Below are 25,196 nucleotides of genomic sequence, written 5' to 3'. Positions count from 1 at the left end.
TTCAAATGTTTTTCAGATCGCTTTTAAGTCATTCGAATAAAATCAAGAATAAGTCCTTATTCAAGAATCTTAATATCATACCATTCTGACAACGATCCTAAATACTGCATCAATAACAAATTACAACTTGCACTCTTGAATCGATATTGGCAATTTGATTGATATTATTCACTTATTTGAAAATAAAAAATGGCAAGCCCAGCACAGACAATTCGACATCGCTTACTCAATACATTTTTCTCACGTCACTCAGTTTGGTTTCTTTGCTTATTCATTTTTATTGCGCTGAGCTTTTTTGAACTGTTTGATAATCCTAAATACCCTGAATACTTCTTTAGCACGCCTGTTATTCACAGTCTTTGGCTCATCAGTTTTTTACTCAGTATGCTCGGTGTCTATGATCTTCTACAAAACCGACATTCCATTTTAAAAAACTATCCGATCATGGGACATTTCCGCTTTTTATTTGAAGAATTTCGCCCTGAATTTCGACAATATTTTATTGAAGCTGAGCAAGATGCCCTTCCATTTTCTCGTGTGCAACGCTCTTTGGTCTATCGACGGGCAAAAAATCAAAATTCAGACAAGCCTTTTGGCTCAATTATTGATGTCTATCAGGAAGACTACCGTTTTATCACGCATTCAATGCTACCCTGCAAACCTGCCGATCCCAGCACGTTTCGTATTCAAATTGGGAATGTCCAATGCAAACAGCCTTACAATGCCTCGATCATGAATATTTCAGCCATGAGTTTTGGGAGTTTGAGTGCCAATGCAATTCGTGCACTCAACTTAGGTGCAAAAATGGGTGGCTTTTATCATGACACGGGTGAAGGTAGCCTGAGTCCCTATCATTTAGAGAATGGTGGTGATGTCGTTTGGCAGATTGCCAGTGGCTACTTTGGCTGCCGTACGCTCGATGGGCATTTTGATCCTGTGAAATTTAGCGAACAAGCCAAACGCCCACAAATCAAAATGATTGAGCTTAAACTGTCACAAGGCGCTAAACCTGGACATGGCGGTATTTTGCCTAAAAAGAAAATTACAGCAGAAATTGCCCAAATTCGTGGAGTTTCTCGGGATCAGGATTGTATTTCCCCTGCCCGACATTCAGCTTTTAGCAACCCAATTGAAATGCTGCAATTTTTACAACAACTACGTGAACTTTCTGATGGTAAACCCGTTGGATTTAAACTCTGTATCGGACAACCTTGGCAATTTATGAGCATTGTCAAAGCCATGCTAAAAACTCAAATTTATCCTGACTTTATCGTTGTGGATGGCTCTGAAGGCGGTACAGGAGCAGCGCCGATTGAACTGAGTGATTATATGGGTACACCACTGCGTGAAGGCTTACGTTTTGTACATAACACACTCGTTGGCACCAACTTGCGTCAGCACATCAAGATTGGGGCAAGTGGCAAAGTGATTAGTGCATTTGATATTGCCAGCACTTTTGCATTGGGCGCTGACTGGGTCAATTCTGCACGCGGCTTTATGTTTGCCATTGGTTGTATTCAAGCGCAAAGCTGCCATACAAACTTGTGCCCTGTCGGTGTCGCCACACAAGATCAAGACCGCCAAAAAGCATTACATGTCCCAACCAAAGCTGAACGAGTGTTTAATTTCCATAAAAACACTTTGCATGCGCTGTCAGAATTGATTGCCGCGGCAGGTTTGGAGCACCCATCTGAAGTGAAAGCGCATCATTTGGCACAGCGCCTCAATGACCGTGAAATCAAAAACTATGCTCAACTACACTTTTTCTTTAAAGGTGGTGAACTGCTGAACTGTGAAATGAAAGATGAGGAAAACTTTTATTATCGGATGTGGAATATGGCAAGTGCTGAAACTTTTTAGATTCAGCACCAATTTATTTTATTGAACCATTTTTAATTCAGTCAATAAAGCGCGGTTAAATTTCGCTGGGTCTTGCATTTGCGGTGCATGACCCATATTGGCAAATTCAACTAGCTTGGCATGTGGAATACGCTGAGCTGCCTGTTTTCCCAATACATTGTAATGACCAATTTGCTGTTTGACCTCAGGCGGTGCAATATCACTACCAATCGCTGTCGTATCACTGGTGCCAATAAATAAAACAGTCGGTACCTGAATGTTTGGAAGTTCATAATACACAGGTTGCGTAAAGATCATGTCGTAGATCAAGGCTGAATTCCAAGCCACTTTTTTATGGCCTGGGCCTGTATTTAAACCTGCCAACATATCCACCCAGCGATCATAATCTGGTTTCCAGTGCCCCATATAATAGGTTTTTTGTTCATACGCATGAACACTTTGTGCACTCAGTTTTAACTCTCGTTCATACCATTGATCAATCGTGCGGTATGGTACACCTTTGGCTTTCCAATCTTCCAAACCAATTGGATTGACCAGCAGCAATTGCTGCGTTTCTTTCGGATACATCAGCGCATATCGAACCGCAAGCATACCTCCTGTCGAATGTCCCATAATCACTGCATTGGAAATATTAAGGTGTTGTAATAAAGCATGGGTATTTCCAGCAAGCTGCTGAAAACTGTACTGATAACCATCGGGCTTTGTTGATGTGCAGAATCCAATTTGATTAGGCGCAACCACACGATAACCCTGTTGGGTTAAAACCTGTATGGTGTTTTGCCATGTCGCAGCGCAGAAATTTTTTCCATGCAACAAAACCACAGTTCGACCATTGGCATGTTTTGGATGCACATCCATATAGCCCATTTTCAGGTTCTGTTGCTGTGAGTCAAACTGGAAAAATTGTAGCGGATACGGATACTGAAATCCTTCTAAGTGTTCACCATAGCTTGGTTCAGCAAAAGCCGGGAGACTTGTAAAGACACTTAAGCCCAGAATGGCTAAGGTATAGCGCAGCGTTTTTTGCTTCATGCAAAATCCTTGAGCAAAGATAAACTGCGCTATTGAGATCTATTCAAAATAGGGTTGACTGTGGTTAGCATGTAAAAATGCGGGGATTAATCCTGTCAATGCAGCACGAATATCTGCACGTTCATTAATCAATTGATGTGAACCTTCTTCAAGCATCAACAAAGTCTGTAAACGGAATTTTCTACGAATAAATTCAATATTGTATTTCCAGTCTACCGTCTGATCTCGTGCGCCCTGTGCCAACCAGATTGGGATACGACATGCTGGTCGTTCTTCCATTTCCTGCATCCATTTCGACATGGCTAAAATCCAGTCCATGCCCATCATTCTTGGCTGCAAAGGATCCGTTAAACGGACAAAGCGCAAAAACTCGGGGTTATGGTTATTACGACGAAAATGACGTGGAACCTGACGACGGACGCGACGAATAATACCGAGTCCAACAGGGTTATGCCACCATGCAGTTTTGGCAGGTCGAACCAATGGGGATAAAAGCAAAACCCGATCAACAAATGGATTTTTCCGCTGTTCAGCATAAGCCAGTAAATGATGCATAAAAATCGCACCACCTGTACTTTGTCCAATGCCGAGCCATGGTTTTGGCAACTGGTCTGCATTTTTGACATAGTGGTAAACCGCAGTCAAAACATCCTGATAATGATCAAAATCCTGAATACTCGCAGGCGAACCACTGCTCAACCCATGCCCTGGCAAGTCAAAGACCAACACACTAAAACCCTGAGACAGAATTTCAGCAATAATTGGCTGATAAATCCCGCTATGCTCTAAGTAACCATGTAGCAAAAACACCGTTCCCTGTACAGGCACACCTTTCGGTTCAAAGACTTGGGTATGCAGCTTAAACAAGGGCATTTCGATGTAGCCTTGCCAATGATGACAATCTAACTTATCTAAGCCATACAGTTTTTGGTAAGCGATTAAATCATCAGAAGGTTCAAAGGCCCGATTCAAATTTAACTGAGGCAGTAAATTTGCTGTGACTTCCCGACTCGGAACAGGTAAATTTAACTGCTTTAAAATAGATGGTGTTAAAAATGGAGTATCAGCCATTAAGGCACCTCCCGACAATCACTGACACCAAAAACGACATCACGAATTGTGGCAAGTAATTCATAGTTCGCACGGCGACTATGATCATAGTTCTGAACCGATGGTTTCCATGTGGTTAATGAAGTTGGCATTGGTGCATTGACTGGAATTGTTGCGATTCCATTCATTGCAAATAAACGCCGAGTACGTGGCATGTGATATTCATCGGTTACTAGCATCACTTTCGGTGCTCCACCTTTCTTTTGTAATAATAATGAACTAAAGCGGCTATTTTCACAGGTATTCATACTCCGATTTTCTAACAACGTCGCTGAGACACCATGCTGATTTAACCAAACTTGCATATAAGGCGCTTCAACACCACTTAATACAATCGGTAAATGATTTTTCTTTTCTAATTCTAAGGTTTTTTCTAAACGCAAGCGTGTGTAATTATTCACCACAATGTCTTTACGATTTGGTGCCAAGGTTAAACCACCACCCAAAACCACAATGGCTGAGGGCTGTGTCGCATCCGTACGTCGAGTTTCAGAGTTATTACCCTGTTTCAACTCTTTATACATTTGCTGATTCACCACTTCACTGGCACTGGCATCAACAGGAAATGTTTTTAGGAAGTGAATATATTTATCCATTAATGCCAGATTATCTGGCATGTCTAAATTGGCAATTTCACTGGCCAATTTCGTATTGTCTGCTTCAAGTTCTTCACGAAGCTCATGTTTTTTGTGCTTGAGTACACGTTCAATCTGCTGATCAGGCTGCAAAGCATCTTCATGATCCTGATTACGCTTAATTTCAGACTGTAAAAGATCATAACGTGCCTGAATAATGTTTAGGCTTGCTGCATCTTGTTTTCGTGCCGCTTCTTGCATGACTTTCAAATACGCTTGCCGAGCGACCCATAAGTCCGAGCCTGGCTCCAGATCATCATGTTCACTTAAAGCCGCCATCTGCTGACTACGAGCTGCAACCGTATTGACTTCAACTGGCACAAACCGATTCAGCAAGAAAATAACAAATTTTGAATAAAACGGCGTATAAACCAACACTGTCAGACATGCAATCAGGGCAAATAGCACAGCAGCTATTCGCACTATACCGATCATCCAATGTTGTTTATCAGCCATTAGTTGGTACTCACATGCGGTTGAATCAGACCCGATTCATTAAACAATACAGGCTCAGGCTCAAGAGCAATATTAAATTTTTGTTGAACAGCCGCTTGAACGGCACGATAGGTCCGCTGTACATCACTCAAATCGGCAGATTCATAATTCACAAGAACCAGTGCTTGTCGTGCAAACATTCCAACTGCACCCAAGCGTTGCCCTTTCCAACCCGCCTGATCAATCAGCCAGCCTGCTGCAATTTTCATATCACCATTGGGCTGTGGGTAATGTGGCAGATTTGGATACTGCTGAGACAGTTGCTCATATTGCGCAGTAGAAATAATTGGATTTTTGAAAAAGCTTCCAACATTTGGATATTCTTTGGGGTCAGGCAATTTACTTTGGCGAATTGCAATCACCTGTTTTTGCAGATTTTCTGCGGTCTGATCTTCACCAACAGCTTGACGTAAATCGCCATAAGCCAATTTTAAATTGGGCTGTTTGCAGAGCTTAAATGTCACTGCAACAATCACATAACGGTTTGGCTGTTCTTTAAAAATACTGTGACGATAAGAAAAATGACATTCTGCAGCACTTAAATTTGCAAACTGTTCAAGCTCACGGTCATAGACATGAACCTGTTCAATAAACTCACCCGCTTCAACTCCATACGCACCAATATTTTGTACAGGCGATGCACCAACCAAGCCCGGAATCAAAGCGAGATTTTGTAAGCCAAACCACTCATGCGCTGTGCTATACAAAACAAATTCGTGCCAGTTTTGCCCTGCTCCAACTTTCACTCGAACATGCTGATCATTTTCATCAAGAATATCTATACCTTGAAGATTGATATGAATCACCAATGCTCGGATCTGTTGAGGAAGTAACATATTGCTTCCACCAGAAAGGATCAGAACATTCAACTGCTCAGCTTTTGCATAAGCCAGCGCTTCCTCAAGCTCAACAGTTGAGGCAATCTGTACATAATGTGATGTAACTGAACTTAAATGTAATGTATTCAACGCTTGCAGTTGAAAATGTGGTTTAACTTGAATCACTGAAACAGAACCTTATTGTTTTTGTGAAGACTTAAAGACAAGAACCCATGCCTGACTGGCAATTTCACACTGATCGAGTACCTGCTCAAAACCTGCTGCACCGCCATAGTATGGATCTGAAATGGGTTGTCCTTTCAATGCTTGGGCATGTTCAGTCATCATTGCGACCTGTGCACGAAGGCTTTGTGTAGAAAACTGTGCTTGGGCTTGCTGTTCAATACTTTGAATATTTTTAAGATTTTGTTCATCCATTGCGAGAATTAAATCAAAATCCTGAAAATCTTGGGGAGAGAGTTGGCGTGCGCGCAAATTAGACAGATCATAACCTCTTTGCTTCGCATATTGCTGGCTACGAGAGTCAGGCGCTTCACCAATATGATAGGCGGCTGTTCCAGCAGAATCGACATGTACATTGAGTTGCTGTTGCTGACAGAAGTGGCGCAGAACCGCTTCAGCAGTTGGAGAACGGCAAATGTTTCCCAAGCATACACACAAAACCTTGTAAGGCTGTTGCGACGACATGTCCGACCTCAATAATTGCTTAAATATCAATTATATTATTTTCATTTCAAAGATGAAATACAGCTCTATAGACTTTGCTTAAACAAACGCTATTTCTTGTAAAGAAATACAACGATCTTGTATCTTGTTCAGCAAAGTCTTGACTTAATCATGTTTGAGTTGAATCTGCTGAATATCACCATCGAATGTATTGAGTAACTGCTGCACAATCGGATCTTGATGAATCAGATCAGCAGCGCGTTGTTGCGCTTTTTCACGACGTAAATGCTGCATCATATACGGCGTGACTTGAGTGACATCACCATACTGCACCGAAAAATGCGTATTTTGCCACTGGTCTTTCAATGCTTGTTCGAGATTATGTTGCTGTTGAGTCAATAATTTTTCATATTGCTGGGGAATATGAAAAATACTTTCACCATTAATTTGTCCATGCATTAAACCATACTGTGCCAGTTCTTGAACCGCAGGCGATAATGCACTATTTCTAAACCAGTATTCCCATTTTTCAACTGTCCACTCACCTTCGAGCTGTTGCTCAGGCAATTTTAAAATATCTTGTGGTAACAGTTGTGCATCTGATTCAACAAGATCATCTTTGTTCGAAGCAGTAACAGGTTGCTCAATCACCGGTTCAGAGACTGGCTCAACAACAGACTCAGCAAATAACGAGAACGTATCTGCTTCAGGTTCAGATGGCTGAATATGCTGTGTAGTCTGTTGCTCAAGTTCTTCAGGCAATGCAAACGGGAAAAGATTGTCTTCTGTGTAAATATTAGCGGCAATCACTGGATGTTGGGCTGAAGGTAAGCCAACCTCAATCAGGGTGCTTTCATCGACTGCATCAAACTCGACTAAGGTTTTCGGTGACTCAACCCGTGGCTCGACTTCAATGACAATTGGCTCAGGCTCAGGCTCAGGCAAGCTTATCGCAGGTGCATCAAAAGCAACAGATGAAGGAGATTCAACCGTTTGAATCACTTCATTGACCTGTAAGGGACGAAATGCGAGCAAGCGCAAGATACACATTTCAAAACCTTGCTCTTGTGTCACCGCCCATGTTAACTCGGAACGACCTTTACACGCGATTTGATAATACAATTGCAAATCTTGTGCAGACACCACTTGAGCCAGTTTCTTAATTTTCTGATTAATTTCCTGACTGTATTTCAAACTTAAATCTGGCAAATATTGCATCAGTGCCAGTTCATGCAAGGTCGAAATGAGCTGATCCAGCACCAATGCCACATCCAGTGCTTGCTGACGAAATTGCAGCAATAACTGACTGACCTGTTGAGGTTGATTTTGATGAATCGCAAGAATCAAATCATAAATAATCGAGCGATCAATCAGACCGAGCATATCTTTGACATCTTGATGCTGGACTTTACCCTGACCATAGGCAATGGCCTGATCAGTTAAAGACAAGGCATCACGCAGTGACCCTTGTGCTGCCTCAGCGATTTGCCAAAGCGCATCTGGCTCAGCCTGTATCTGTTCTTTAATTAAAATAACATCAAGGTGATGATGAATTTCATTGGCATCCAAAGGACGCAAGGTAAATTGCAAACAACGTGAAATAACAGTAATCGGTAATTTTTGTGGATCGGTGGTTGCAAACAGAAATTTAACGTGCTCAGGCGGCTCTTCCAATGTCTTCAGCAAAGCATTGAAAGAATGCGTAGAAAGCATGTGTACTTCGTCAATCAGGTAAACCTTAAACCGCCCTTGCGTCGGTGCATAAGGAACGTTGTCGAGTAACTCACGCGTGTCTTCCACTTTGGTACGCGAAGCCGCATCAATCTCAATCAGATCAATAAAACGCCCTTCATTGACCGCACGACAGGTTGCACAGGTTTCACACGGAGTTGCTGTCACCCCTGTTTCACAGTTCAAGCACTTTGCCAAAATCCGCGCAATGGTGGTTTTCCCTACGCCACGTGTCCCTGTAAACAAATAAGCATGATGCAAACGTCCACGCTCTAAAGCACTAATCAGTGCTCTAGCCACATGGTTTTGCCCAACTAATTCATTGAAATTACGAGGACGATATTTTCTAGCAAGAACTTGATACATGTATGCTCCTTTCCACGTTGCTAAGCATACTGTTTTTTTTAGCAATAGTGAATGCAACGCTATTTATTCGCTTAAATAGCAACATGTTTATGTTCAAGATTTGCATTTCCTTAAAAATACTTAGGCTATTTATGCGGATAAAAACCCTTCACTTTAATCATGCCATGACTTACAAACTCAAAATTTCACCCACAACATGCGGCTTATGCGATTTGGCATTTCGGATTAAAAACTGATTGATGGTTTTACTTTGTTGATGCGTCATCAACTCAACCTCAGAAGGTAAAAATACCGGCAGTTTAAAACTGACATCTGCTTGATATTTTTCAGGCAGGCTCAAGGCAGCCAGTGCTTTCGCTTTTGTCCACATACCATGTGCAATTGCCTGTTTAAAACCAAATGCTTTTGCAGTCAAAGCATGTAAATGTATCGGGTTGACATCCCCCGAAATCAATGCATAACGGCGTCCTGTACTTTCACTAATTGACCAACGATCATGCAACATCCATTCTAAATTGGCTTTTTCTGTCGGTTTTTCTTCAACACGCGCATTATTGGTTTTTTGACGTGCCAAATAAGTACTCACGCCTTGCATCACCACATCATTACCGACATAAACTTCCGTAATAAACTCAAATTGTTGCCCTTTATGATGCGGCTTCATTTCACCAAAGCGACAACTTAAACGATATTGTAAATTGGCTGCCAATGGTTTGTATTGTGTCACCTGATTATGAATGTGCACCAAACCTAAAATCGCAAATGGAAAAGCTTCTTGCGTCATCATCTGCATTTGTAAGCTTTGTGAAAGCACCGCAAAATAAATTGCAGGTACGTAGCCATTGTTGGCAAAACCACAAAGCTGGTTGTAAGAACGTAAATGTTTGGCATCGACATGAAAAGCATCGACCACATATTCAACTTCAGGCAACTGTTGTTCTAGTCGCTTATTTTTTAAGATCAATCCCTGAATCACTTTTGGATAAGCAAAATAGGGTTTTGGAAATTGACTAAAATGACGTGTTCTCATGATGCACCTGTTTTGATTATAAAAAGAAAAATGGGGGATGATTTCTCCCCCAAACTTCGCATGATTTTAAGCGCCAAGCAAGCTTTGTCCGCAAACCCGTACAATATTGGCATTCACCCCTGAAGACGCAGGCGCGGCAAACCACGCAATGGTTTCTGCAACATCGACAGGCAAGCCACCCTGACTCATCGAGTTCATACGGCGACCCGCTTCACGGATCGCAAATGGAATTGCAGCCGTCATTTGCGTTTCAATAAATCCAGGGGCAACTGCATTGATAGTAATGCCTTTTTTCAAATGTGGTGCAGTGTATTTCACTAAACCAATGACCCCAGCTTTTGAGGTGGCATAGTTGGTTTGCCCTAAATTCCCTGCAATCCCGCTAATTGAAGACACACAGACAATACGCCCTTGCTCATTCAAAGCATTATGTTCAAGCAAATAGTGATTAATCCGCTCAGCCGCAGATAAGTTGATGTTAATCACCATATCCCAAAACTGCTCTTTCATATTAGCAAGGGTTTTATCTCTTGTGACCCCTGCGTTATGCACCAAAATGTCCAGACCACCTTGTTGCTGACAAGCCTGTGCAATTTTTTCACCTGCATCGGCAGCGGTAATGTCGAGCGCCAAGGTTGAACCACCAATACTTTGAGCCACTCGATCGAGATCGGCTTGTTGTGGTTCAACATCGAGACAAATCACATGCGCGCCATCTCTCGCCAATACATGCACAATCGCTTCACCAATACCACGACTCGCCCCTGTGACTAATGCGGTTTTTCCTGCAAGCGGTTTTGACCAGTCGACTGCAATGACATCCGCCTTTTGCACCACAACCACTTGTCCAGACACATAAGCCGAACGTGGTGACAAGAAAAAGCGTAAAGTCGATGCCAGATTATCCGCCGCATCTGGCGCTGCATAAACCAACTGCGCCGTAATGCCTTTACGCAACTCTTTGCCCAAAGACTTTACAAACCCGACCAAAGCTCGTTGGGCAATGGCTTGAGCAACAGATTCAGCTTGATCAGGGTCAACCCCAACAATAATGACCCGACCTGAAGTTTGAATTTGTCGGGCAATCGGGTGGAAAAAATTGTAAATATCTTTGAGCTGTTCTGTACTACGGATACCTGATGCATCAAAAACGATGGCTTTAAAACGATGGCTTTTAGTTTCAGGGCTAAAAACGCTCACGTCTAAATCTGCATTCTTGGTTTGCTCAAGTAACCCTGCATCCTCTACCACATAGGTATTGGCATGTACCTGTCGCAAGGTATCGACTATAGCTGCGGTAAAATTAGCTTGCGCTGTCGTCCCCAACAAAACTGCCCCCTGAATCACAGGTGTTGCCGTTCGGTAACGTTCCAAATCGACAGGTGCAGGGAGTCCGAGGTGTTTAATGACAAATTTACCAATCGGCGTTGTAGAGAAATGTTGATATTGATCGGTCATAATAATGTTCTCTTCGCTTCGGTGAATCATATAGATACAGCATGAAACACATCTAGAGGGTCGATAATTTTGAAATTATCATACTGAAATTGCGTATGAGATGTGTTGACTTGAATCGTTGTTATTGTGTCATTTCGGTCAATTGCCCGAGTTCTATTCTATGCTATGGTAAAACAAAATTATCTCTAATTTCACTTTATTTTTCCATCCAACCTTTTTTTCATTTTTTGCACAGGAACATCACTATGAGTCAGACTACTATTCGTCGTGTTGCAATTTTGGGTGGCAATCGTATTCCTTTTGCCCGTTCTAATGGTCCTTATTTGAAAGCCAGCAATACCGACATGTTCACTGCTGCGCTCAATGGTCTGGTTGAACGCTTCCACTTACAAGGGCAACGACTGGGGGAAGTGGTTGCTGGTGCTGTTCTTAAACATAGCCGTGATTTTAATTTAACACGTGAATGCCTGCTCAATAGTCAGCTTGCGCCTGAAACGCCTGCTTACGACTTACAACAGGCTTGTGGCACGGGTTTACAGGCAGCTTTTGCTGTTGCCAATAAAATTGCACTTGGGCAAATCGAAGTCGGAATTGCTGGCGGTGTCGATACCACCTCCGATGCACCCGTTGCACTTGGCGATGGCTTACGTAAAGCACTGCTTGAACTCAATGTTGCCAAAACTGCAAAAGCCCGCCTTCAGGCACTCAGCAGCATCAACTTTAAATCGCTGATCGAAGCCCCTAAAAATGGTGAACCCCGTACAGGTTTATCGATGGGTGAACATGCCGCTTTAACTGCTTTAGAATGGGGAATTTCTCGTCAGGCACAGGATGAGCTTGCCGTTGCCAGCCATCATAAACTGGCTGCTGCCTATGAAGCAGGTTTCTTTGATGACTTGATCACCCCATTTTTAGGCTTAAACCGCGATCAAAACTTACGTCCAGATTCTTCTATTGAAAAACTGTCAACTTTACGCCCTGTATTTGGTAAAGGTGACAACGCCACCATGACCGCAGGTAACTCAACACCTCTAACTGACGGCGCATCCTGTGTATTACTTGCCTCGGAAGAATGGGCAAAAGCCAATGGACATGAAGTACTGGCCTATTTAAGTTTTTCTGAAACAGCGGCAGTTGATTTTGTGCATAAAAAAGAAGGTTTGCTCATGGCGCCTGCTTATGCTATGCCACGCATGCTCGCTCGTGCCAATTTAAAGCTACAGGATTTTGACTTTTACGAAATTCATGAAGCCTTTGCCTCACAAGTCCTCAGTACCTTAAAAGCATGGGAAGACCCTGAGTTCTGCCAACAACGTCTTGGTTTGGCTGAACCACTAGGTAAAATTGATCGTAGCAAACTCAATGTCAATGGTTCATCCCTTGCTGCAGGTCACCCTTTTGCAGCAACAGGTGGGCGCATTTTGGCAACCGCAGCCAAACTGATTCACCAAAAAGGTTCAGGACGTGTACTCATTTCGATTTGTGCCGCAGGTGGTCAAGGCGTCACAGCAATTATCGAAAAATAAGACTTAAATCTTTTCTACACCCATTCAACTACAAGTAACCTTGTGTGACACATAAGGTTACTTGTTTGTTTTTTAGACTCTAGATATGATTTAAACAGGAAGATAAATAAAAATGCATTAGGAGCAGTGACAGGCATAGGACGCATAAATGAAATAATCATAAGAATAGAAGGAATAATGCATTTCTTGGTTCAAAAATTGCACTATTTTTTAGGAAGATACCAACAACGATACAGGATGATATGTATGTATAGAACTGATCACATCGTTAAAACTTGGAAATACAGTGCGAGTTCACGTTATTTAAAAATTTTTTATTCGGACGGTACAGCCGTGCTGTTTTACTCTGTTCCCCGTTTTGTTTATGACAGCATGTTACGTGTGCAAAATAAAACCGCTTTTATAGAAAAATATCTCACCTACAACTTACATTTTTCAAGCATCATGCTTGCCTGATCTGATTTATAAAAACACGCCACTACTTATACAAATTTGCATGACCTGACTTAAATTCAAACCAGTGTCAGTTTTATCAAATAAATACTGACACCCACCTAATGCAATTCCTGCCCTAGAACTCACTCAAGACTTTGAATCAATGCAAAGCGCGGACAAACCGTACCATCCTGCAAAGTGACATGTTCCAAAAACATGCTTAATGGGCGAATCCACATGGAGTAATCGCCATATAAACATTGATAAACCACATGTTCTTCTTCTGTTTCGCTATGTCGAGCAACCGAAAAAACCTGATAAAGCTGTCCTTTATAATGTTGATAAATTCCACGCTGTAATTGCATAAACCCTCCAAATTTAGAATGAATATTGATTTTGATGACACAATGACATCACAATACTGGCAAAGTTGATCGCCAGTTGTGACGGATTTTCCGCATGGTAAGCCAAGCCAAGACTGACATGTGGCACAGGCGCTTGCAATCGACAATGCTGAATGCCTGCCAGTTGTACCTGAATAACAGATTCAGGAACCAAAGAAACACCCAAATTACCAGAAATTAAAGATAAAATAGACACCAACTGTGGTGCACTTTGTCCAATTTTAGGGTCAAATCCTGCCTGCAAACAGGCCTGTACAATCGCATCATACAACCCCATTCCTGAAAATGACTCAGGAATCATAATAAACGGGTCGTCTTTGAGTGCCATCAAGGCCAAAGCTTGGGAATGTTCTGCCGCAGGATGATGCGATGGCACAACCGCAACCAAAGGCTCATCCATTAAATGCTGAATTTTTAAAGCGTCTGGTTGAGGGTCTGAAGGTCGAAGGAAGGCAATATCGACTTGTTCATTGAGTAGTTTTTGAATCAATGCAGCCGAATTGGCTTCCTCGATTTTTACTTTTACCTTCGGATAAGTTTTTTGAAACTCACGAATTGCGGTAGGAATCAGTGGGTTTAATGCTGCTGTTCCTGTAAAACCCAAATTTAACTGTCCAAGTTCACCATTGGCAACTTGTCGTGCAATTTGAATGGCTTCATCAGCACGTTGCTGCAAAGGCTGTACTGCCTTTAAAAAAGCCTGACCCGCTTCAGTCAGCTCAATACCATGTGGATTACGGTGAAACAGCACTGCCCCAATTTCATTTTCCAAATCCCGAATCTGCATACTCAAAGGCGGCTGACTAATCCCTAAGCGCATTGCTGCTTTGGTCAGATTTTTTTCTTCTGCCGCTGCCAAAAAGTAGCGTATATGTCGAAGTTCCATATATAAAACATATCAAGGTACATATTTAAATATATTAGAAAAATACCTAATAAATTGCTAGATTAATCATAAATAATCTCCCCCTGCAACACTCTCAGCAATCGAGCATTCATCATGGCGAGCGACTCCTCCCCAAAATCTGTACAAGTTTCATCAACACAAACTTGGACAGAACACAAAAAACCTGCCCTCTCAACACGCACTCCTCTCAAAAATGTCTGGATTCAGCAAGGCTCTCAAGACTATTACCGTGCTGGCTTTGCCCTGTTTTTACTAGGTTTTGCCAGCTTCTCCCTGATTTATTGTGTACAACCGCTTCTTCCTGCATTTTCACATAGTTTCAATATTAGCCCTGCGACCAGTTCTTTGGCTCTGTCCTTAACGACAGGCTTACTGGCGTTTTCGATTGTGCTGGCCAGTGCATTTTCTCAAGCTGTTGGCCGCCGCGGAATTATGTTCTTTTCTATGGCGATCGCTTCAGTTTTGAACATTATTGCATCATTTATGCAAGACTGGCATGCCCTACTGATTGCCCGCGCACTTGAAGGATTAGTTCTAGGGGGTGTCCCTGCTGTGGCAATGGCATGGCTGGCTGAAGAAATTGATCCTGCGCATTTGGGTAAAGCCATGGGGCTTTATGTCGGTGGTACCGCTTTTGGGGCAATGATCGGTCGGGTAGGTATGGGACTCATGAGCGAATTTTATTCGTGGCGAATTGCGCTTGAAGTCTTAGGAGTAATCTGCCTTGCATTCTCATTTGGTTTTTATAAATTACTCCCCGAATCGCGCAATTTTGTCGCACAACCAGGTTTTCGGATTGCATTTCATCTACGCACATGGGCAAAACATCTTCGGAATGTTGGTCTCATTCGCCTGTATGCCATTGGTTTCTGTCTGACCAGTATTTTTGTCACTCTCTTTAACTATGCAACTTTCCGTTTGTCAGATGCGCCTTATTCGTTTAGCCAAACGACTATCAGCCTGATCTTTTTAGTCTATGCCTTTGGTGTGGTGTCTTCATCGATCGCAGGTAGCTTGGCAGATCGTTTTGGTAAACGTCCGCTGATGTTCAGCGGCTTTGCCATTATGGGATTAGGGATTGTTTTCACATTGGCCAGCTCAATTATCTCTGTGATTGCCGGGGTCATTTTAGTGACGACAGGATTTTTTATTAGTCACTCTGTGACCAGTGGCTGTGTTGGCCCTACAGCACGTGAAAATAAAGGTCATGCGGCATCTTTATATCTTTTATTTTATTATATGGGTTCAAGCATTATTGGTTCGGTGGGCGGCTGGTTCTGGCTCCATGGTGGCTGGATTGCAATTGTCGCTTTAACTCTATGCTTTGCTACTCTGGGCAGTATTTTATCTTTACTGCAAATCAAACGTTAATTTAGGTTATTTATGCTTTCTCCTCGTCCTACTGTCGTTTTTATTCCTGGTTTACTCAACGATGAAAAACTGTGGCAGCATCAGACTGATGCCTTATCACAACATTCAGATATCATCGTTGCAGACCTGTCACAAGATGACAATTTACCAGCCATGGCAGAACGAATCTTGAACCAAGCACCAGCAGAATTTGCTCTGGTTGGACTGTCTATGGGTGGCTATGTTGCCTTTGAAGTCATGCGTCAAGCACCTGAGCGTGTGACCAAACTTGCGCTGTTCGATACCAGCGCTCGCCCTGACAGCGTGACTTCAGCAAAACACCGCCAAGCAACGATTCATTCGCTGAAAGTCGGTAAATTTATGGGTGTCACCAATAAGCTACTCCCTCAAATCATTCATCCATCTCGTGTGCATGAACCCTTCGCTGAAGAAATTAAAGCCATGGCTCAGCGTATTGGTGGCTTAGGCTTTATCAATCAGCAAACTGCAATTTTAGGTCGTATAGACTCACGTCCATCACTCGCAGACATTAAAGTTCCAACACTGGTTGCAGTGGGTGAAAATGATCTCGTGACTCCTGTAAAACTCGCTCAGGAAATGCATGAAGGGATTGAAAATTCACAGCTACATATTTTCAAACAGTGTGGGCATTTACCCCCTATGGAATGTCCAGAAGAAACAACCTCGTTACTCACAGCGTGGCTAACTAATTAGGATGATCTGGCATTACAAGGAAAGCTACCTTGTAATGCCCCTAGTATGAAGGTCTTATTGTCCAACTCTTCAAAATGTTTAAGGCTATGACAACCGATAAAAAAGTGTAATTTTCACTTTTTTTGATTGAGACAAATTCCTATACAGAATCTCACAACGATTGATCAATGAGAGGTGCATCGAATGAAACATCATGTTGTCATCAGTACGGTTATTCTTGTAATGTCGCTCGTCGGTTGTACCAAGCAACCTGACTCAGAGTCAGGAGCACGTACGACACAAGCAGAGAATCAGTATAAACAGACACTTGATACTGTGAAACTCAAAACTCAGCAAGCGAACGATCAGGTCGCCAGTGGGCTTAAGAACGCAGATCAGTAGTCGTTTTTTCTCACTTTCTCTCAGCAATTAAAGATAAAAAAGTTGGTCGTTATGTCTATTCTTTCTCAGCTTAATCTCGAATATCCGATTTTTCTTGCACCAATGGCAGGTATTTCAACGCCAAAACTCGCAGCCGAAGTTTCAAATGCAGGCGGATTAGGCTCACTTGGTTTAGGAGCAAGTGATCTTGAAAGTTGTCGGAAACAAATCCTAGAAACCCAAGCACTCACCGACAGACCCTTTCAGGTCAATTTTTTTTGCCATCGCAGTGAAATGGTTGATGTTGAAATCAGCCAACAATGGATTGAATATTTACAGCCACATTTTGAACAATTTGATCAACTAGCACCTGAAAGTTTGAAATGTATTTATCCGAGCTTTTTAGATTCAGATGATTATCTGAATCTTGTTTTAGAATTACGTCCTGCTGCTGTGAGCTTCCATTTTGGTATTCCACATCATCATCAAATCCAAGCTTTGAAAAAAGCTGGGATTATCACAATGGTAACCGCGACTAATTTGAGTGAAGCTCAAGCGATTGAGCAAGCAGGCATTGATATCGTTATTGCTCAAGGTATTGAAGCAGGTGGGCATCGCGGGATTTTCAATTCAGATAGCGATGCGGCGATCACCACAGCGGATCTTGTTCAGCTTCTTCGAGAATACTGCTCGCTACCGATTGTGGCAGCAGGTGGTATTATGAATGGTCAACAAGCTGAACAAATGCAGAATTTAGGAGCATCTGCGGTGCAATTAGGAACGGCATTTATTCAATGTTCTTCGTCAAATGCCAATACCATGTATCGAGAAGCTTTGTTTGACGAGCCTGTCACCCAGATTAGTGCGGCAATTTCTGGTCGTCCTGCACGCGGTATATTCAATGACTGGCATAAAAAAATTGATGGAATTCATCGACCAGAAATTCCTGCATACCCATATACTTATGACATTGCTAAAAAACTAAATGCACTCGCTGCAAAACATGATCATCACGGATATGCAGCATTTTGGGCTGGTAGCAATGTCGGACAAATCCGACAGCTTGAAGCCCATGAGCTGATCAAAACATTGGTTAAAGAGATGCGTGCTTAAGCCTGAGCACCGAGTAAATCGACCGACTCAACTTGCACATCATCCATATTTTGCCCTTGATCAAGCAATAAATTGAAGTAGGCTTCCACCACTTTTGCTTGTTCAAGGGTCGATTCAACCTTGTACATATTCTGACGAAACTCATTACTTGAATGTAGGCCCTTGGTGTACCAAGCAATATGTTTACGTGCAATACGGCATCCTGAATATTCGCCATAGAACTCATACAGCTCGCTCAAGTGTCCAAGCAAAACGGTTTTAACTTCTTCAATACTCGGCGCAGACAAATGCTGCCCTGTTTTTAAATAATGGGCGATTTCACGAAAAATCCACGGTCTCCCCTGAGCAGCACGACCAATCATAATCGCATCTGCACCCGTGTAATCAAGTACATATTTGGCCTTTTCTGGACTGTCAATATCACCATTGGCAATCACGGGAATATCAATATGACTTTTAACTTGTTTAATCAGTTCATAACGTGCCGTATTTAAATACATATCTTCACGGGTACGCCCATGCAGTGCTAACGCTGCAATGCCTGCCTGTTCAGCACGTTTCGCCACCCGCACGATATTTTCATGACCATTCAGATAACCAAGGCGTGTTTTTAAAGTTACTGGCACATCGACAGCAGCGACTACGGTATCTAAAATTCGAGCGACCAGATCTTCATCTTGAAGTAATGCTGAACCAGCCAGTTTATTGCAAACCTTTTTGGCTGGGCAGCCCATATTAATATCGACAATCTGTGCACCATTCTCAACCTGATAACGAGCAGCTTCAGCTAGCTGTTCTGGGTCTGAGCCTGCAATTTGTGCTGAGATTGGGGCAATTTCACCATCAAAGTTGGCGCGATATAAGCTTTTCTTGCTCATGCGAAGTGTTTTATCAGCGGTCATCATTTCACTGACCGCATGCCCTGCACCAAAGTATTTACACAGTGTTCTAAATGGCCGATCAGTTACACCTGCCATCGGCGCGACCCAAATTTGGTTACGCTTTGTTTTATCGAACAATTCTTCGATGACTTTGTTTTTACTCAATTTTCCAATTCCTATATTCTCAATCATTTTCCAACATTCTGAATCATTCTTTACTATTCATTGCTAAAATAATGCTACAATTTTCTTAATTGTAGCATTATTAAAAAATGTAGCATTCGAATAGGTAAATAAATATGGGAACAATTACAAAACGTCAGAAAATTGATGGGAGGTTTACTTACACAGCACAAATACGCATCAAACGACCAGATAAAACCACATTCAACAAAACAAGAACTTTTGCCAAAGAATCATTAGCCAAAGAATGGATTAAACGAGTTGAAGCAGAAATACTTGTTAATCCCGCTATTTTAAATCCAGAAACTCAAACTGTGTCAAAAACTTTAGATCAGTTTATCGAGAAGTATATCGAAGAAATTGGGGATGAATTTGCCGGGACGAAGAAAGCAGCTTTAAAAAATATTTGTAACTATGATATTTCTCAAAAAGATGTCTATACCCTTTCTCGCCAGGACTTCTCAAATTTTGCAATTGAGCGGCGTAAAGGCAACCCGATGGAAATGATTGATGGTGTTAGTCCATCAACCGCTCTGAAAGACATTTCGCATATCTCGAGTGTTCTAGGCCATGCTGAGCTTGTTTGGGGAGAAGATGTTGCAAACGCCAAAAATGAACTATCTCAAGCAATCATTGGGTTAAAAAAGGCCCGTATCGTCACCAAATCCAAAGAGCGTGATCGTCTGATTACAACAGAGGAACTTTTCACACTCACAAACCACTTTTATAAAGGCTGGAAGCGCGTCCGTAATGCTATTCCAATGCATTTGGTAATGTGGCTTGCGATCTATACTGGTCGCCGTGAAGGTGAGCTGTGCGAAATGCGGCTTGAGGATTTTGATCGTAAAAACAATCAATGGAAGATCCGTGATGTTAAAAATCCTGATGGCTCAAAAGGCAACCATAAATTTGCACATCTTGAACCAAATGCACTGTTGATCATTGATGAATTACTGGAACCTTCGACACGTAAACGAATGCTAGAGCTTGGTTATAGTGATGAGCTTTTACTACCTGTTAATGTTCAAACTGTTTCTGACTATTTCCGTAGAGCATGCAGATTGAATAACATCATGGATCTAAGATTCCATGACTTACGGCATGAAGCAGCGACTCGCTATGCCGAAGATGGTTTTACCATTCCCCAGCTCCAGACAATCACTCTTCATTCATCTTGGGGTAGCCTAAAACGCTACGTCAATTTAAAGAAACGTGGCAAGCGTATTGAATACAAAGATGCTATTCAATTTGCCAAAGAACAGTTTGGGGAGAATTACTCAAAATTTGCGCTTAAACAGCGTTATATTTCTGCTGCAGATATTGCCGATGCTGAAGAAGCATATTCAGTAATTGAATCACCAAATAACCTCAATACTGACTATCCTTTTGTTAAGGAACTATTAGAAAAGTTCATCAAATCATTTAGACCAACAAAAAGTGTCATTGATTCATATAAAGAGAAATCGAATATTCAAAATATTTTCTCTTGGAATGAGCTGCAGCAAAACTTCGTTGTTCCTTATATTCAAAATGCCTGGGAAAACTGGCTATCAGAAAACTCAGATATTCCATGGGATCTACTCCCTAATGATTCCACACATTTTGGGATCAAAGGACTAGATCTCTTAAGGTTAGATGGCAATCGAGTTTACAAATGGGAAAAAGACATTTCTACATGGATCGATATAACTCGTTATTATAGTTATGATCAAACAAACCTTATTCAACGATCTTAACAATTTGCATAGGACAAAAAATGATACCTAAACACCTATCTGATGAAGGATTAACTCAGAAATTGATTCCTGAACGCTTTATCCCTGAAAAGCCAGAAGAGCTAAAAGACAAGAATGTTGTGTACATTTTTGATAGCTCAGACTCTTTCAACTTAACATACGATGAATTGGTTGAAATTGTTAGTAAAGCACGTGAAGCTGGACCAAGAATGATTCCAGTTTTAGGTACAGTCAAATAACGGCATTTCAGATTTTTAAATAGCTCATACACAATGTATGAGCTATTAATGATAGATCGACATTAAAACAATTAATCCGCTCATGCTTGAGTGTTTTCTGGTGGACCTATTAGGGGTGGAACTTCAAAAGCATTATTTTGAAAATCCTTTAAGAACATTTTACATGCTGCACAGCGCTCGGCATATTTTAAGCAAACATACGAAATCCAAAGTAAAATTGCAGGCAAGGCAATCATTAGAAATATACTTACCAACATTCCATTTTCATAATATTTTTCTATCAAATCAATATATTTATTCACCATGATAAATGGGATTAGACCAAGTGAAGCACAGAAAAAATATCCAACGAGCCTAAAAAAAATCCCCCAATTAGTAAATCTAGGTGTAAATCCTATAATTTCTCCTAAAGAGCTTCTTTCTCTATTTAACAACCCCCTAATTTTGGCATACTCCCGTACCCAAAAATCAGCATTTTCATAATTCGAAAAATATTTTGCTTCCTGATAGGTTAAATTGTCATTATTGAAGAGCGATTGCGCCATTCTATCCTTATAAAGGATAGGCTTTTTATGCAGATCATTTTTACCAAAGTCTTCGGCTAGTTGTAGAAGCTCACTTCTTATCTCTCTACCATTTTTTAAATGTGCCAACTTGTTATTCAAATATGCATGATTATTGGTAAACAAAAACCAGTAACTACAGCAATAATTTTAAAAAAAATTTCTAGCATATTTTATTCTTCAAAATACTTGTGACAGCCCTGCATAAACTCATCACTGGTTTCTTCGGCAGACGATGGTGGTAGCTTTGCATACTCACATTCAGCTTTTGACTTCAAATTATTATCTCTTGCAAATGTGTAACCTGAGTAACCATCTGTTCCCTCGACATAGCTACCAGCTCTGTCTTTATGGCTGATCTGAAGCTGCAATAGTCCTATGATGATTACAGCTGAAATCACTATGATGGTAATAACGTCTTGAATAAAAGTTGAAATCTTTAGAGTCTTGCTCATTTTTTATTCCTGTTTTTATAGTCTTGAATCATTTGTTTGGTTACATCTTCTTTATAGCAAATCGTTTCATATCCCCCTGCTCTCGAATATGCACTACGTTTACCGCAGCGGCTACCATTTCTAGCTGAATTGTACGGGCAAGCACATGGCCCTGGATACGAGTCTATTGAATCCTGAATGATTTTTTCTTTTATCGCATCATCACTCACTACATGAGTTTTTTTTGCAGGAACTTCAGATGATGCAAAAATGAGTACTGTAGCAAGCAAAAAGAATATTTTTTTCATTATATGTCCAATTTATCAAAACTTTGAAATCACTGCTCTATCCTAAGACCACTTGTCTTAAAGATGAAAGTCCCCTTGATTATCCACAACTTTTAAATTTGAATTTATTATTGCCAAATTCTAAAATTTTGATTATGTAACAAAATCGAGATTTGGCATCATGAAGCATTTAAAACAACAGCATGGAGGTAAGCGTGAAGGCGCTGGCCGTAAGCTAGAATATAATGAGCCAACGAAAGTGCTGCGCGTACCTGAATCACGTGTATTAGACATCAAAGAATATCTGAAGAAAAATAAAAATGAAATCGAGATTAATCATATTCGTCAAGTAGATCCTGTAACCCATATTGCAATTCCCCTCGCATCTGAGCGAGTTCAAGCTGGCTTTCCTTCTCCTGCTCAAGACTATGTTGAACAAACTCTCGATCTAAATGAACACCTCATCAAGAACCCTGCTGCAACCTTTATTGTTCGCGTAAATTCACTATCTATGCTGGGCATCGGAATTGATATTAATGATGAATTGATTGTCGATCGTAGTTTAGATGCAAAGCATCGAGATATCGTGATCGCACTCATCGATAATGATTTTACGGTTAAGCGACTTATGATTGAGGGTGATCAGCATTGGTTGAAAGCAGAAAACCCCGACTTTGATGATATTCATTTTGATGAAGGCCAAGAGCTAATCATTTGGGGTGTTGTAACACGTGTTTTGAAGAACTTTAGATGAAACACCAGAACCAAATCTTTGCCTTGATTGACGTGAACAATTGTTACGTCAGTTGTGAACGAGTGTTTAATCCGTCTCTCAATAACAAACCTGTCATTGTCCTGTCGAATAATGACGGCTGTGCGGTCGCACGTTCGCAAGAAGCTAAAGATCTCGGAATCAAAATGGGTGTCCCCCTATTTCAAATCAAAGATATTGTTCAGCAGCACAATGTTCAGGTGCTTTCCAGTAATTATGCTTTATACAATGAGATGTCTCAGCGATTTCATCGGATTCTTGCGGATTTTGTTACGCCCTCTGAGCAAGAAATCTATTCGATTGATGAGTGCTTTTTAGAACTTACAGCATATGCAGAGATTTATAATCTCACTGAGTACGCTCAGCAAATGCGACAGCGGATATTGAAGTGGTTAGGTTTACCCGTGTGTGTGGGTATCGGTCGGAGTAAGACCGAAGCAAAAATTGCCAACCATATGGCCAAGAAAGGCAAACGCTTTAATGGCGTGTGTAATTTGGTCTCTATGAATCCTAAGCATCGTGATTATTTTGAGAGCATAGTTGATGTTTCAGAGGTTTGGGGTGTTGGGCGGAAGCACTCTAAGAAACTACAAAGTATGGGGATACATACTGTTCTTGATCTTGCTCGTACAAACCCAGCAGAAATAAAAAAACAATTCTCAATTGTCATGGCGAGAACTGTTACGGAGCTGCAAGGAATTTCTTGCATTGAAGTTGAACACACACCACCAAGTAAGAAACAGATTGTGGCCAGTCGATCTTTTGGATCTCGAGTCACTGAGCTCAACGACTTAAAAGAAGCGATTAGCATGTATGCACAAGATGCCTGCTCTAGATTACGTGCAGGTGAGTTGCTTTGTGGATGTATCGTGGCTTTTGTACAGTCTAATCCCTTTGATCCTAATGTGCCTTTTTATAACAAAGCGATTTCTTATGCTTTTCCTGAATCTACAGACTGTGTCATTGATCTTGTTAAAGCCGCAACTGCGATGCTAGACCATATCTACAAAGAAGGCATCAAGTACAAGAAATGTGGGGTGATGCTAACTGGATTAGAACCTAAAGGTGGCCATACTTTTGATCTTCTCACTGATATGGCCAAAATTGATAGAAATGAAAAGTTAATGTGTGCTTTTGAAAATGTACATGAACGGTTTGGGAAAAAGAAATTAGGTATAGGTGCTTGCTATATACCGAACCGCCCTTGGTCCATGAGTAGAGATAAATTGAGTAGAAATCCATTCACTTGGGATGGATTGATTAGCATTAACTCTTAACTTCAAATTTTTATAAGCTTACAAACAGAAAAGTTATAAGGTAAAATTTTACTAAAAGTTGGTATTGTTATTAGCTGACTACTATGCAACTTATCAGTTGTTTTTACTTCTATAAACCTAACTTCATTATCTTTTACGATTATTAAATCGGGCCAACCATTTCTATATGTATATGGATCCTCAGAAAATTTTCTTGCGACCCTTATAAAAATTTCTAAATCAATAGCATCATACAATGCTTCACAACATTGAAATGATAAATTTGGGTGTTGTGATTTTATAAAAGGCTGCTTAAAAATTTCTCGTAAATTTGATAAATATTTTCCTCTATTAATGCTACGAATCGAATTTATGATCACAGACTCTAGTCCTTTATGAATTGTAAATTGAGCTTCAAGATATCTGCTACAAGCATCATTCCTATCATTAAATGGATTTAGTTGAGTTAATTTATCTAACATCAATGCCTTTAAAACTGTTAGGATTGTATAGCCTTCAATGAATGAGCCAATATAACCCTGTTTTTCATAATATTTTAATAATGCTAATTCCGGTTTAGCATCATAAGCTATTTTAATCTCTTCAAAGTCAATCCCAGACTCTATACATTGATCTTTTAATGATAATCTTTTTTTCATATTAATTTCCTATGTACAATAGATTGATATTTTTTATTTTAAGTAAATAACTCAAAGTTAAATTTCATGTATATAATATATCTTAATAAAATTAGTTAATATATGGAATTTTGGAAAAATGAAAATTAGTAAAA

At 40.9% G+C, this 25,196-nt stretch carries 25 protein-coding genes and 1 pseudogene; 11 read left to right on the top strand and 15 right to left on the bottom strand.

What is annotated here, in order from left to right:
- Nucleotides 1–189: 189 nt before the first annotated feature.
- Nucleotides 190–1,860, top strand: coding sequence for an FMN-binding glutamate synthase family protein (locus C1A47_RS08395; RefSeq protein WP_111894330.1), 1,671 nt, complete (start codon nt 190–192; stop codon nt 1,858–1,860).
- Between the two features lie 18 nt (nt 1,861–1,878).
- Here C1A47_RS08395 and C1A47_RS08390 read toward each other — a convergent pair whose 3' ends face one another.
- The 8 genes from C1A47_RS08390 to C1A47_RS08355 form a co-directional block, all read right to left on the bottom strand.
- A complete protein-coding gene (locus C1A47_RS08390; RefSeq protein WP_111894328.1) occupies nt 1,879–2,892 on the bottom strand; it encodes an alpha/beta fold hydrolase in 1,014 nt (337 codons plus the stop codon).
- A 39-nt stretch (nt 2,893–2,931) separates the two neighbouring features.
- Nucleotides 2,932–3,963: an alpha/beta hydrolase gene (locus tag C1A47_RS08385; RefSeq protein ID WP_111894326.1), complete on the bottom strand. Its 1,032-nt coding sequence runs from the start codon at nt 3,961–3,963 to the stop codon at nt 2,932–2,934.
- Entirely contained in the window at nt 3,963–5,093 is a 1,131-nt protein-coding gene (locus C1A47_RS08380) for a YdcF family protein (RefSeq protein ID WP_111894324.1), read from the bottom strand. Before C1A47_RS08380 ends, C1A47_RS08385 begins: the two co-directional genes overlap by 1 nt.
- Nucleotides 5,093–6,133, bottom strand: coding sequence for a UDP-N-acetylmuramate dehydrogenase (gene murB / locus C1A47_RS08375; RefSeq protein ID WP_171294360.1), 1,041 nt, complete (start codon nt 6,131–6,133; stop codon nt 5,093–5,095). Before murB ends, C1A47_RS08380 begins: the two co-directional genes overlap by 1 nt.
- A gap of 15 nt (nt 6,134–6,148) precedes the next feature.
- Nucleotides 6,149–6,658 (bottom strand): low molecular weight protein-tyrosine-phosphatase, encoded by a 510-nt coding sequence (locus C1A47_RS08370; protein ID WP_111894320.1) that lies wholly within the window; start codon nt 6,656–6,658, stop codon nt 6,149–6,151.
- 144 nt (nt 6,659–6,802) lie between these two features.
- A complete protein-coding gene (gene dnaX / locus C1A47_RS08365; RefSeq protein ID WP_111894318.1) occupies nt 6,803–8,734 on the bottom strand; it encodes a DNA polymerase III subunit gamma/tau in 1,932 nt (643 codons plus the stop codon).
- A gap of 169 nt (nt 8,735–8,903) precedes the next feature.
- Nucleotides 8,904–9,764: a MaoC family dehydratase gene (locus C1A47_RS08360; RefSeq protein WP_111894316.1), complete on the bottom strand. Its 861-nt coding sequence runs from the start codon at nt 9,762–9,764 to the stop codon at nt 8,904–8,906.
- A gap of 66 nt (nt 9,765–9,830) precedes the next feature.
- Nucleotides 9,831–11,222, bottom strand: coding sequence for a 3-oxoacyl-ACP reductase (locus tag C1A47_RS08355; protein WP_111894534.1), 1,392 nt, complete (start codon nt 11,220–11,222; stop codon nt 9,831–9,833).
- Between the two features lie 242 nt (nt 11,223–11,464).
- Here C1A47_RS08355 and C1A47_RS08350 point away from each other — a divergent pair.
- Together C1A47_RS08350 and C1A47_RS08345 are read left to right on the top strand one after the other, a co-directional pair.
- Nucleotides 11,465–12,748 (top strand): annotated as a pseudogene (locus C1A47_RS08350) (acetyl-CoA C-acetyltransferase); the annotation flags it as partial.
- Between the two features lie 246 nt (nt 12,749–12,994).
- Nucleotides 12,995–13,204 carry a KTSC domain-containing protein gene (locus tag C1A47_RS08345; RefSeq protein WP_111894312.1) on the top strand — a complete coding sequence of 70 codons (210 nt, stop codon included), beginning with the start codon at nt 12,995–12,997 and terminating at the stop codon, nt 13,202–13,204.
- A 122-nt stretch (nt 13,205–13,326) separates the two neighbouring features.
- On the opposite strand, the gene C1A47_RS08340 is transcribed toward C1A47_RS08345, so the two are convergent.
- Together C1A47_RS08340 and C1A47_RS08335 are read right to left on the bottom strand one after the other, a co-directional pair.
- Entirely contained in the window at nt 13,327–13,548 is a 222-nt protein-coding gene (locus tag C1A47_RS08340; RefSeq protein WP_111894310.1) for a DUF1653 domain-containing protein, read from the bottom strand.
- 13 nt (nt 13,549–13,561) lie between these two features.
- Nucleotides 13,562–14,473: a LysR family transcriptional regulator gene (locus C1A47_RS08335; protein WP_111894308.1), complete on the bottom strand. Its 912-nt coding sequence runs from the start codon at nt 14,471–14,473 to the stop codon at nt 13,562–13,564.
- Nucleotides 14,474–14,587: 114 nt separating this feature from the next.
- Here C1A47_RS08335 and C1A47_RS08330 point away from each other — a divergent pair, with 114 nt between their 5' ends.
- The 4 genes from C1A47_RS08330 to C1A47_RS08315 all read left to right on the top strand — a co-directional run bounded on the left by C1A47_RS08330 (nt 14,588) and on the right by C1A47_RS08315 (nt 18,052).
- Nucleotides 14,588–15,865, top strand: coding sequence for an MFS transporter (locus C1A47_RS08330; protein WP_111894306.1), 1,278 nt, complete (start codon nt 14,588–14,590; stop codon nt 15,863–15,865).
- A 12-nt stretch (nt 15,866–15,877) separates the two neighbouring features.
- The gene (locus C1A47_RS08325) at nt 15,878–16,579 is read left to right on the top strand and encodes an alpha/beta fold hydrolase (protein WP_111894304.1); all 702 of its coding nucleotides are present in this window, start codon (nt 15,878–15,880) and stop codon (nt 16,577–16,579) included.
- Nucleotides 16,580–16,762: 183 nt separating this feature from the next.
- A complete protein-coding gene (locus C1A47_RS08320; RefSeq protein ID WP_111894302.1) occupies nt 16,763–16,960 on the top strand; it encodes a hypothetical protein in 198 nt (65 codons plus the stop codon).
- A gap of 51 nt (nt 16,961–17,011) precedes the next feature.
- On the top strand, nt 17,012–18,052 hold the full coding sequence (locus tag C1A47_RS08315) for an NAD(P)H-dependent flavin oxidoreductase (protein WP_111894300.1): 1,041 nt from the start codon (nt 17,012–17,014) through the stop codon (nt 18,050–18,052).
- Here the strand turns inward: C1A47_RS08315 and dusB are convergent.
- Complete coding sequence (dusB, locus tag C1A47_RS08310; RefSeq protein WP_111894532.1) at nt 18,049–19,098, bottom strand: tRNA dihydrouridine synthase DusB; 1,050 nt, start codon at nt 19,096–19,098, stop codon at nt 18,049–18,051. The two genes, C1A47_RS08315 and dusB, sit on opposite strands and share 4 nt — an antisense overlap.
- 134 nt (nt 19,099–19,232) lie before the next feature.
- Here dusB and C1A47_RS08305 point away from each other — a divergent pair, with 134 nt between their 5' ends.
- The gene (locus C1A47_RS08305) at nt 19,233–20,852 is read left to right on the top strand and encodes a tyrosine-type recombinase/integrase (RefSeq protein WP_111894298.1); all 1,620 of its coding nucleotides are present in this window, start codon (nt 19,233–19,235) and stop codon (nt 20,850–20,852) included.
- A 20-nt stretch (nt 20,853–20,872) separates the two neighbouring features.
- Nucleotides 20,873–21,091: a hypothetical protein gene (locus C1A47_RS08300; RefSeq protein ID WP_111894296.1), complete on the top strand. Its 219-nt coding sequence runs from the start codon at nt 20,873–20,875 to the stop codon at nt 21,089–21,091.
- 80 nt (nt 21,092–21,171) lie between these two features.
- On the opposite strand, the gene C1A47_RS08295 is transcribed toward C1A47_RS08300, so the two are convergent.
- The 3 genes from C1A47_RS08295 to C1A47_RS08285 form a co-directional block, all read right to left on the bottom strand.
- Nucleotides 21,172–21,744, bottom strand: a complete 573-nt coding sequence (locus tag C1A47_RS08295; protein WP_227539753.1) for a hypothetical protein — start codon at nt 21,742–21,744, stop codon at nt 21,172–21,174.
- 83 nt (nt 21,745–21,827) lie between these two features.
- A complete protein-coding gene (locus C1A47_RS08290; RefSeq protein WP_111894294.1) occupies nt 21,828–22,109 on the bottom strand; it encodes a hypothetical protein in 282 nt (93 codons plus the stop codon).
- Complete coding sequence (locus C1A47_RS08285) at nt 22,106–22,396, bottom strand: hypothetical protein (RefSeq protein ID WP_111894292.1); 291 nt, start codon at nt 22,394–22,396, stop codon at nt 22,106–22,108. Before C1A47_RS08285 ends, C1A47_RS08290 begins: the two co-directional genes overlap by 4 nt.
- Before the next feature lie 160 nt (nt 22,397–22,556).
- Between C1A47_RS08285 and C1A47_RS08280 the strand changes: the two genes are divergently transcribed.
- The gene (locus C1A47_RS08280) at nt 22,557–23,129 is read left to right on the top strand and encodes a LexA family protein (protein WP_111894290.1); all 573 of its coding nucleotides are present in this window, start codon (nt 22,557–22,559) and stop codon (nt 23,127–23,129) included.
- Nucleotides 23,126–24,424 carry a Y-family DNA polymerase gene (locus tag C1A47_RS08275; protein ID WP_111894288.1) on the top strand — a complete coding sequence of 433 codons (1,299 nt, stop codon included), beginning with the start codon at nt 23,126–23,128 and terminating at the stop codon, nt 24,422–24,424. Before C1A47_RS08280 ends, C1A47_RS08275 begins: the two co-directional genes overlap by 4 nt.
- Before the next feature lie 2 nt (nt 24,425–24,426).
- On the opposite strand, the gene C1A47_RS08270 is transcribed toward C1A47_RS08275, so the two are convergent.
- On the bottom strand, nt 24,427–25,062 hold the full coding sequence (locus C1A47_RS08270; RefSeq protein WP_111894286.1) for a VRR-NUC domain-containing protein: 636 nt from the start codon (nt 25,060–25,062) through the stop codon (nt 24,427–24,429).
- Between the last annotated feature and the right edge of the window lie 134 nt (nt 25,063–25,196).

Source organism: Acinetobacter sp. MB5, assembly GCF_003261585.1.
GTDB lineage: Bacteria > Pseudomonadota > Gammaproteobacteria > Pseudomonadales > Moraxellaceae > Acinetobacter.
This window is presented reverse-complemented; position numbering and strand designations above follow the sequence as displayed.

Coding starts and splice junctions, on each gene's coding strand:
- C1A47_RS08395 (WP_111894330.1), top strand. CDS start 190: ATGGCAAGCCCAGCACAGACAATTCGACATCGCTTACTCAATACATTT.
- C1A47_RS08390 (WP_111894328.1), bottom strand. CDS start 2,892: ATGAAGCAAAAAACGCTGCGCTATACCTTAGCCATTCTGGGCTTAAGT.
- C1A47_RS08385 (WP_111894326.1), bottom strand. CDS start 3,963: ATGGCTGATACTCCATTTTTAACACCATCTATTTTAAAGCAGTTAAAT.
- C1A47_RS08380 (WP_111894324.1), bottom strand. CDS start 5,093: ATGGCTGATAAACAACATTGGATGATCGGTATAGTGCGAATAGCTGCT.
- C1A47_RS08370 (WP_111894320.1), bottom strand. CDS start 6,658: ATGTCGTCGCAACAGCCTTACAAGGTTTTGTGTGTATGCTTGGGAAAC.
- dnaX (WP_111894318.1), bottom strand. CDS start 8,734: ATGTATCAAGTTCTTGCTAGAAAATATCGTCCTCGTAATTTCAATGAA.
- C1A47_RS08360 (WP_111894316.1), bottom strand. CDS start 9,764: ATGAGAACACGTCATTTTAGTCAATTTCCAAAACCCTATTTTGCTTAT.
- C1A47_RS08355 (WP_111894534.1), bottom strand. CDS start 11,222: ATGACCGATCAATATCAACATTTCTCTACAACGCCGATTGGTAAATTT.
- C1A47_RS08345 (WP_111894312.1), top strand. CDS start 12,995: ATGTATAGAACTGATCACATCGTTAAAACTTGGAAATACAGTGCGAGT.
- C1A47_RS08340 (WP_111894310.1), bottom strand. CDS start 13,548: ATGCAATTACAGCGTGGAATTTATCAACATTATAAAGGACAGCTTTAT.
- C1A47_RS08335 (WP_111894308.1), bottom strand. CDS start 14,473: ATGGAACTTCGACATATACGCTACTTTTTGGCAGCGGCAGAAGAAAAA.
- C1A47_RS08330 (WP_111894306.1), top strand. CDS start 14,588: ATGGCGAGCGACTCCTCCCCAAAATCTGTACAAGTTTCATCAACACAA.
- C1A47_RS08325 (WP_111894304.1), top strand. CDS start 15,878: ATGCTTTCTCCTCGTCCTACTGTCGTTTTTATTCCTGGTTTACTCAAC.
- C1A47_RS08320 (WP_111894302.1), top strand. CDS start 16,763: ATGAAACATCATGTTGTCATCAGTACGGTTATTCTTGTAATGTCGCTC.
- C1A47_RS08315 (WP_111894300.1), top strand. CDS start 17,012: ATGTCTATTCTTTCTCAGCTTAATCTCGAATATCCGATTTTTCTTGCA.
- C1A47_RS08305 (WP_111894298.1), top strand. CDS start 19,233: ATGGGAACAATTACAAAACGTCAGAAAATTGATGGGAGGTTTACTTAC.
- C1A47_RS08300 (WP_111894296.1), top strand. CDS start 20,873: ATGATACCTAAACACCTATCTGATGAAGGATTAACTCAGAAATTGATT.
- C1A47_RS08290 (WP_111894294.1), bottom strand. CDS start 22,109: ATGAGCAAGACTCTAAAGATTTCAACTTTTATTCAAGACGTTATTACC.
- C1A47_RS08285 (WP_111894292.1), bottom strand. CDS start 22,396: ATGAAAAAAATATTCTTTTTGCTTGCTACAGTACTCATTTTTGCATCA.
- C1A47_RS08280 (WP_111894290.1), top strand. CDS start 22,557: ATGAAGCATTTAAAACAACAGCATGGAGGTAAGCGTGAAGGCGCTGGC.
- C1A47_RS08275 (WP_111894288.1), top strand. CDS start 23,126: ATGAAACACCAGAACCAAATCTTTGCCTTGATTGACGTGAACAATTGT.
- C1A47_RS08270 (WP_111894286.1), bottom strand. CDS start 25,062: ATGAAAAAAAGATTATCATTAAAAGATCAATGTATAGAGTCTGGGATT.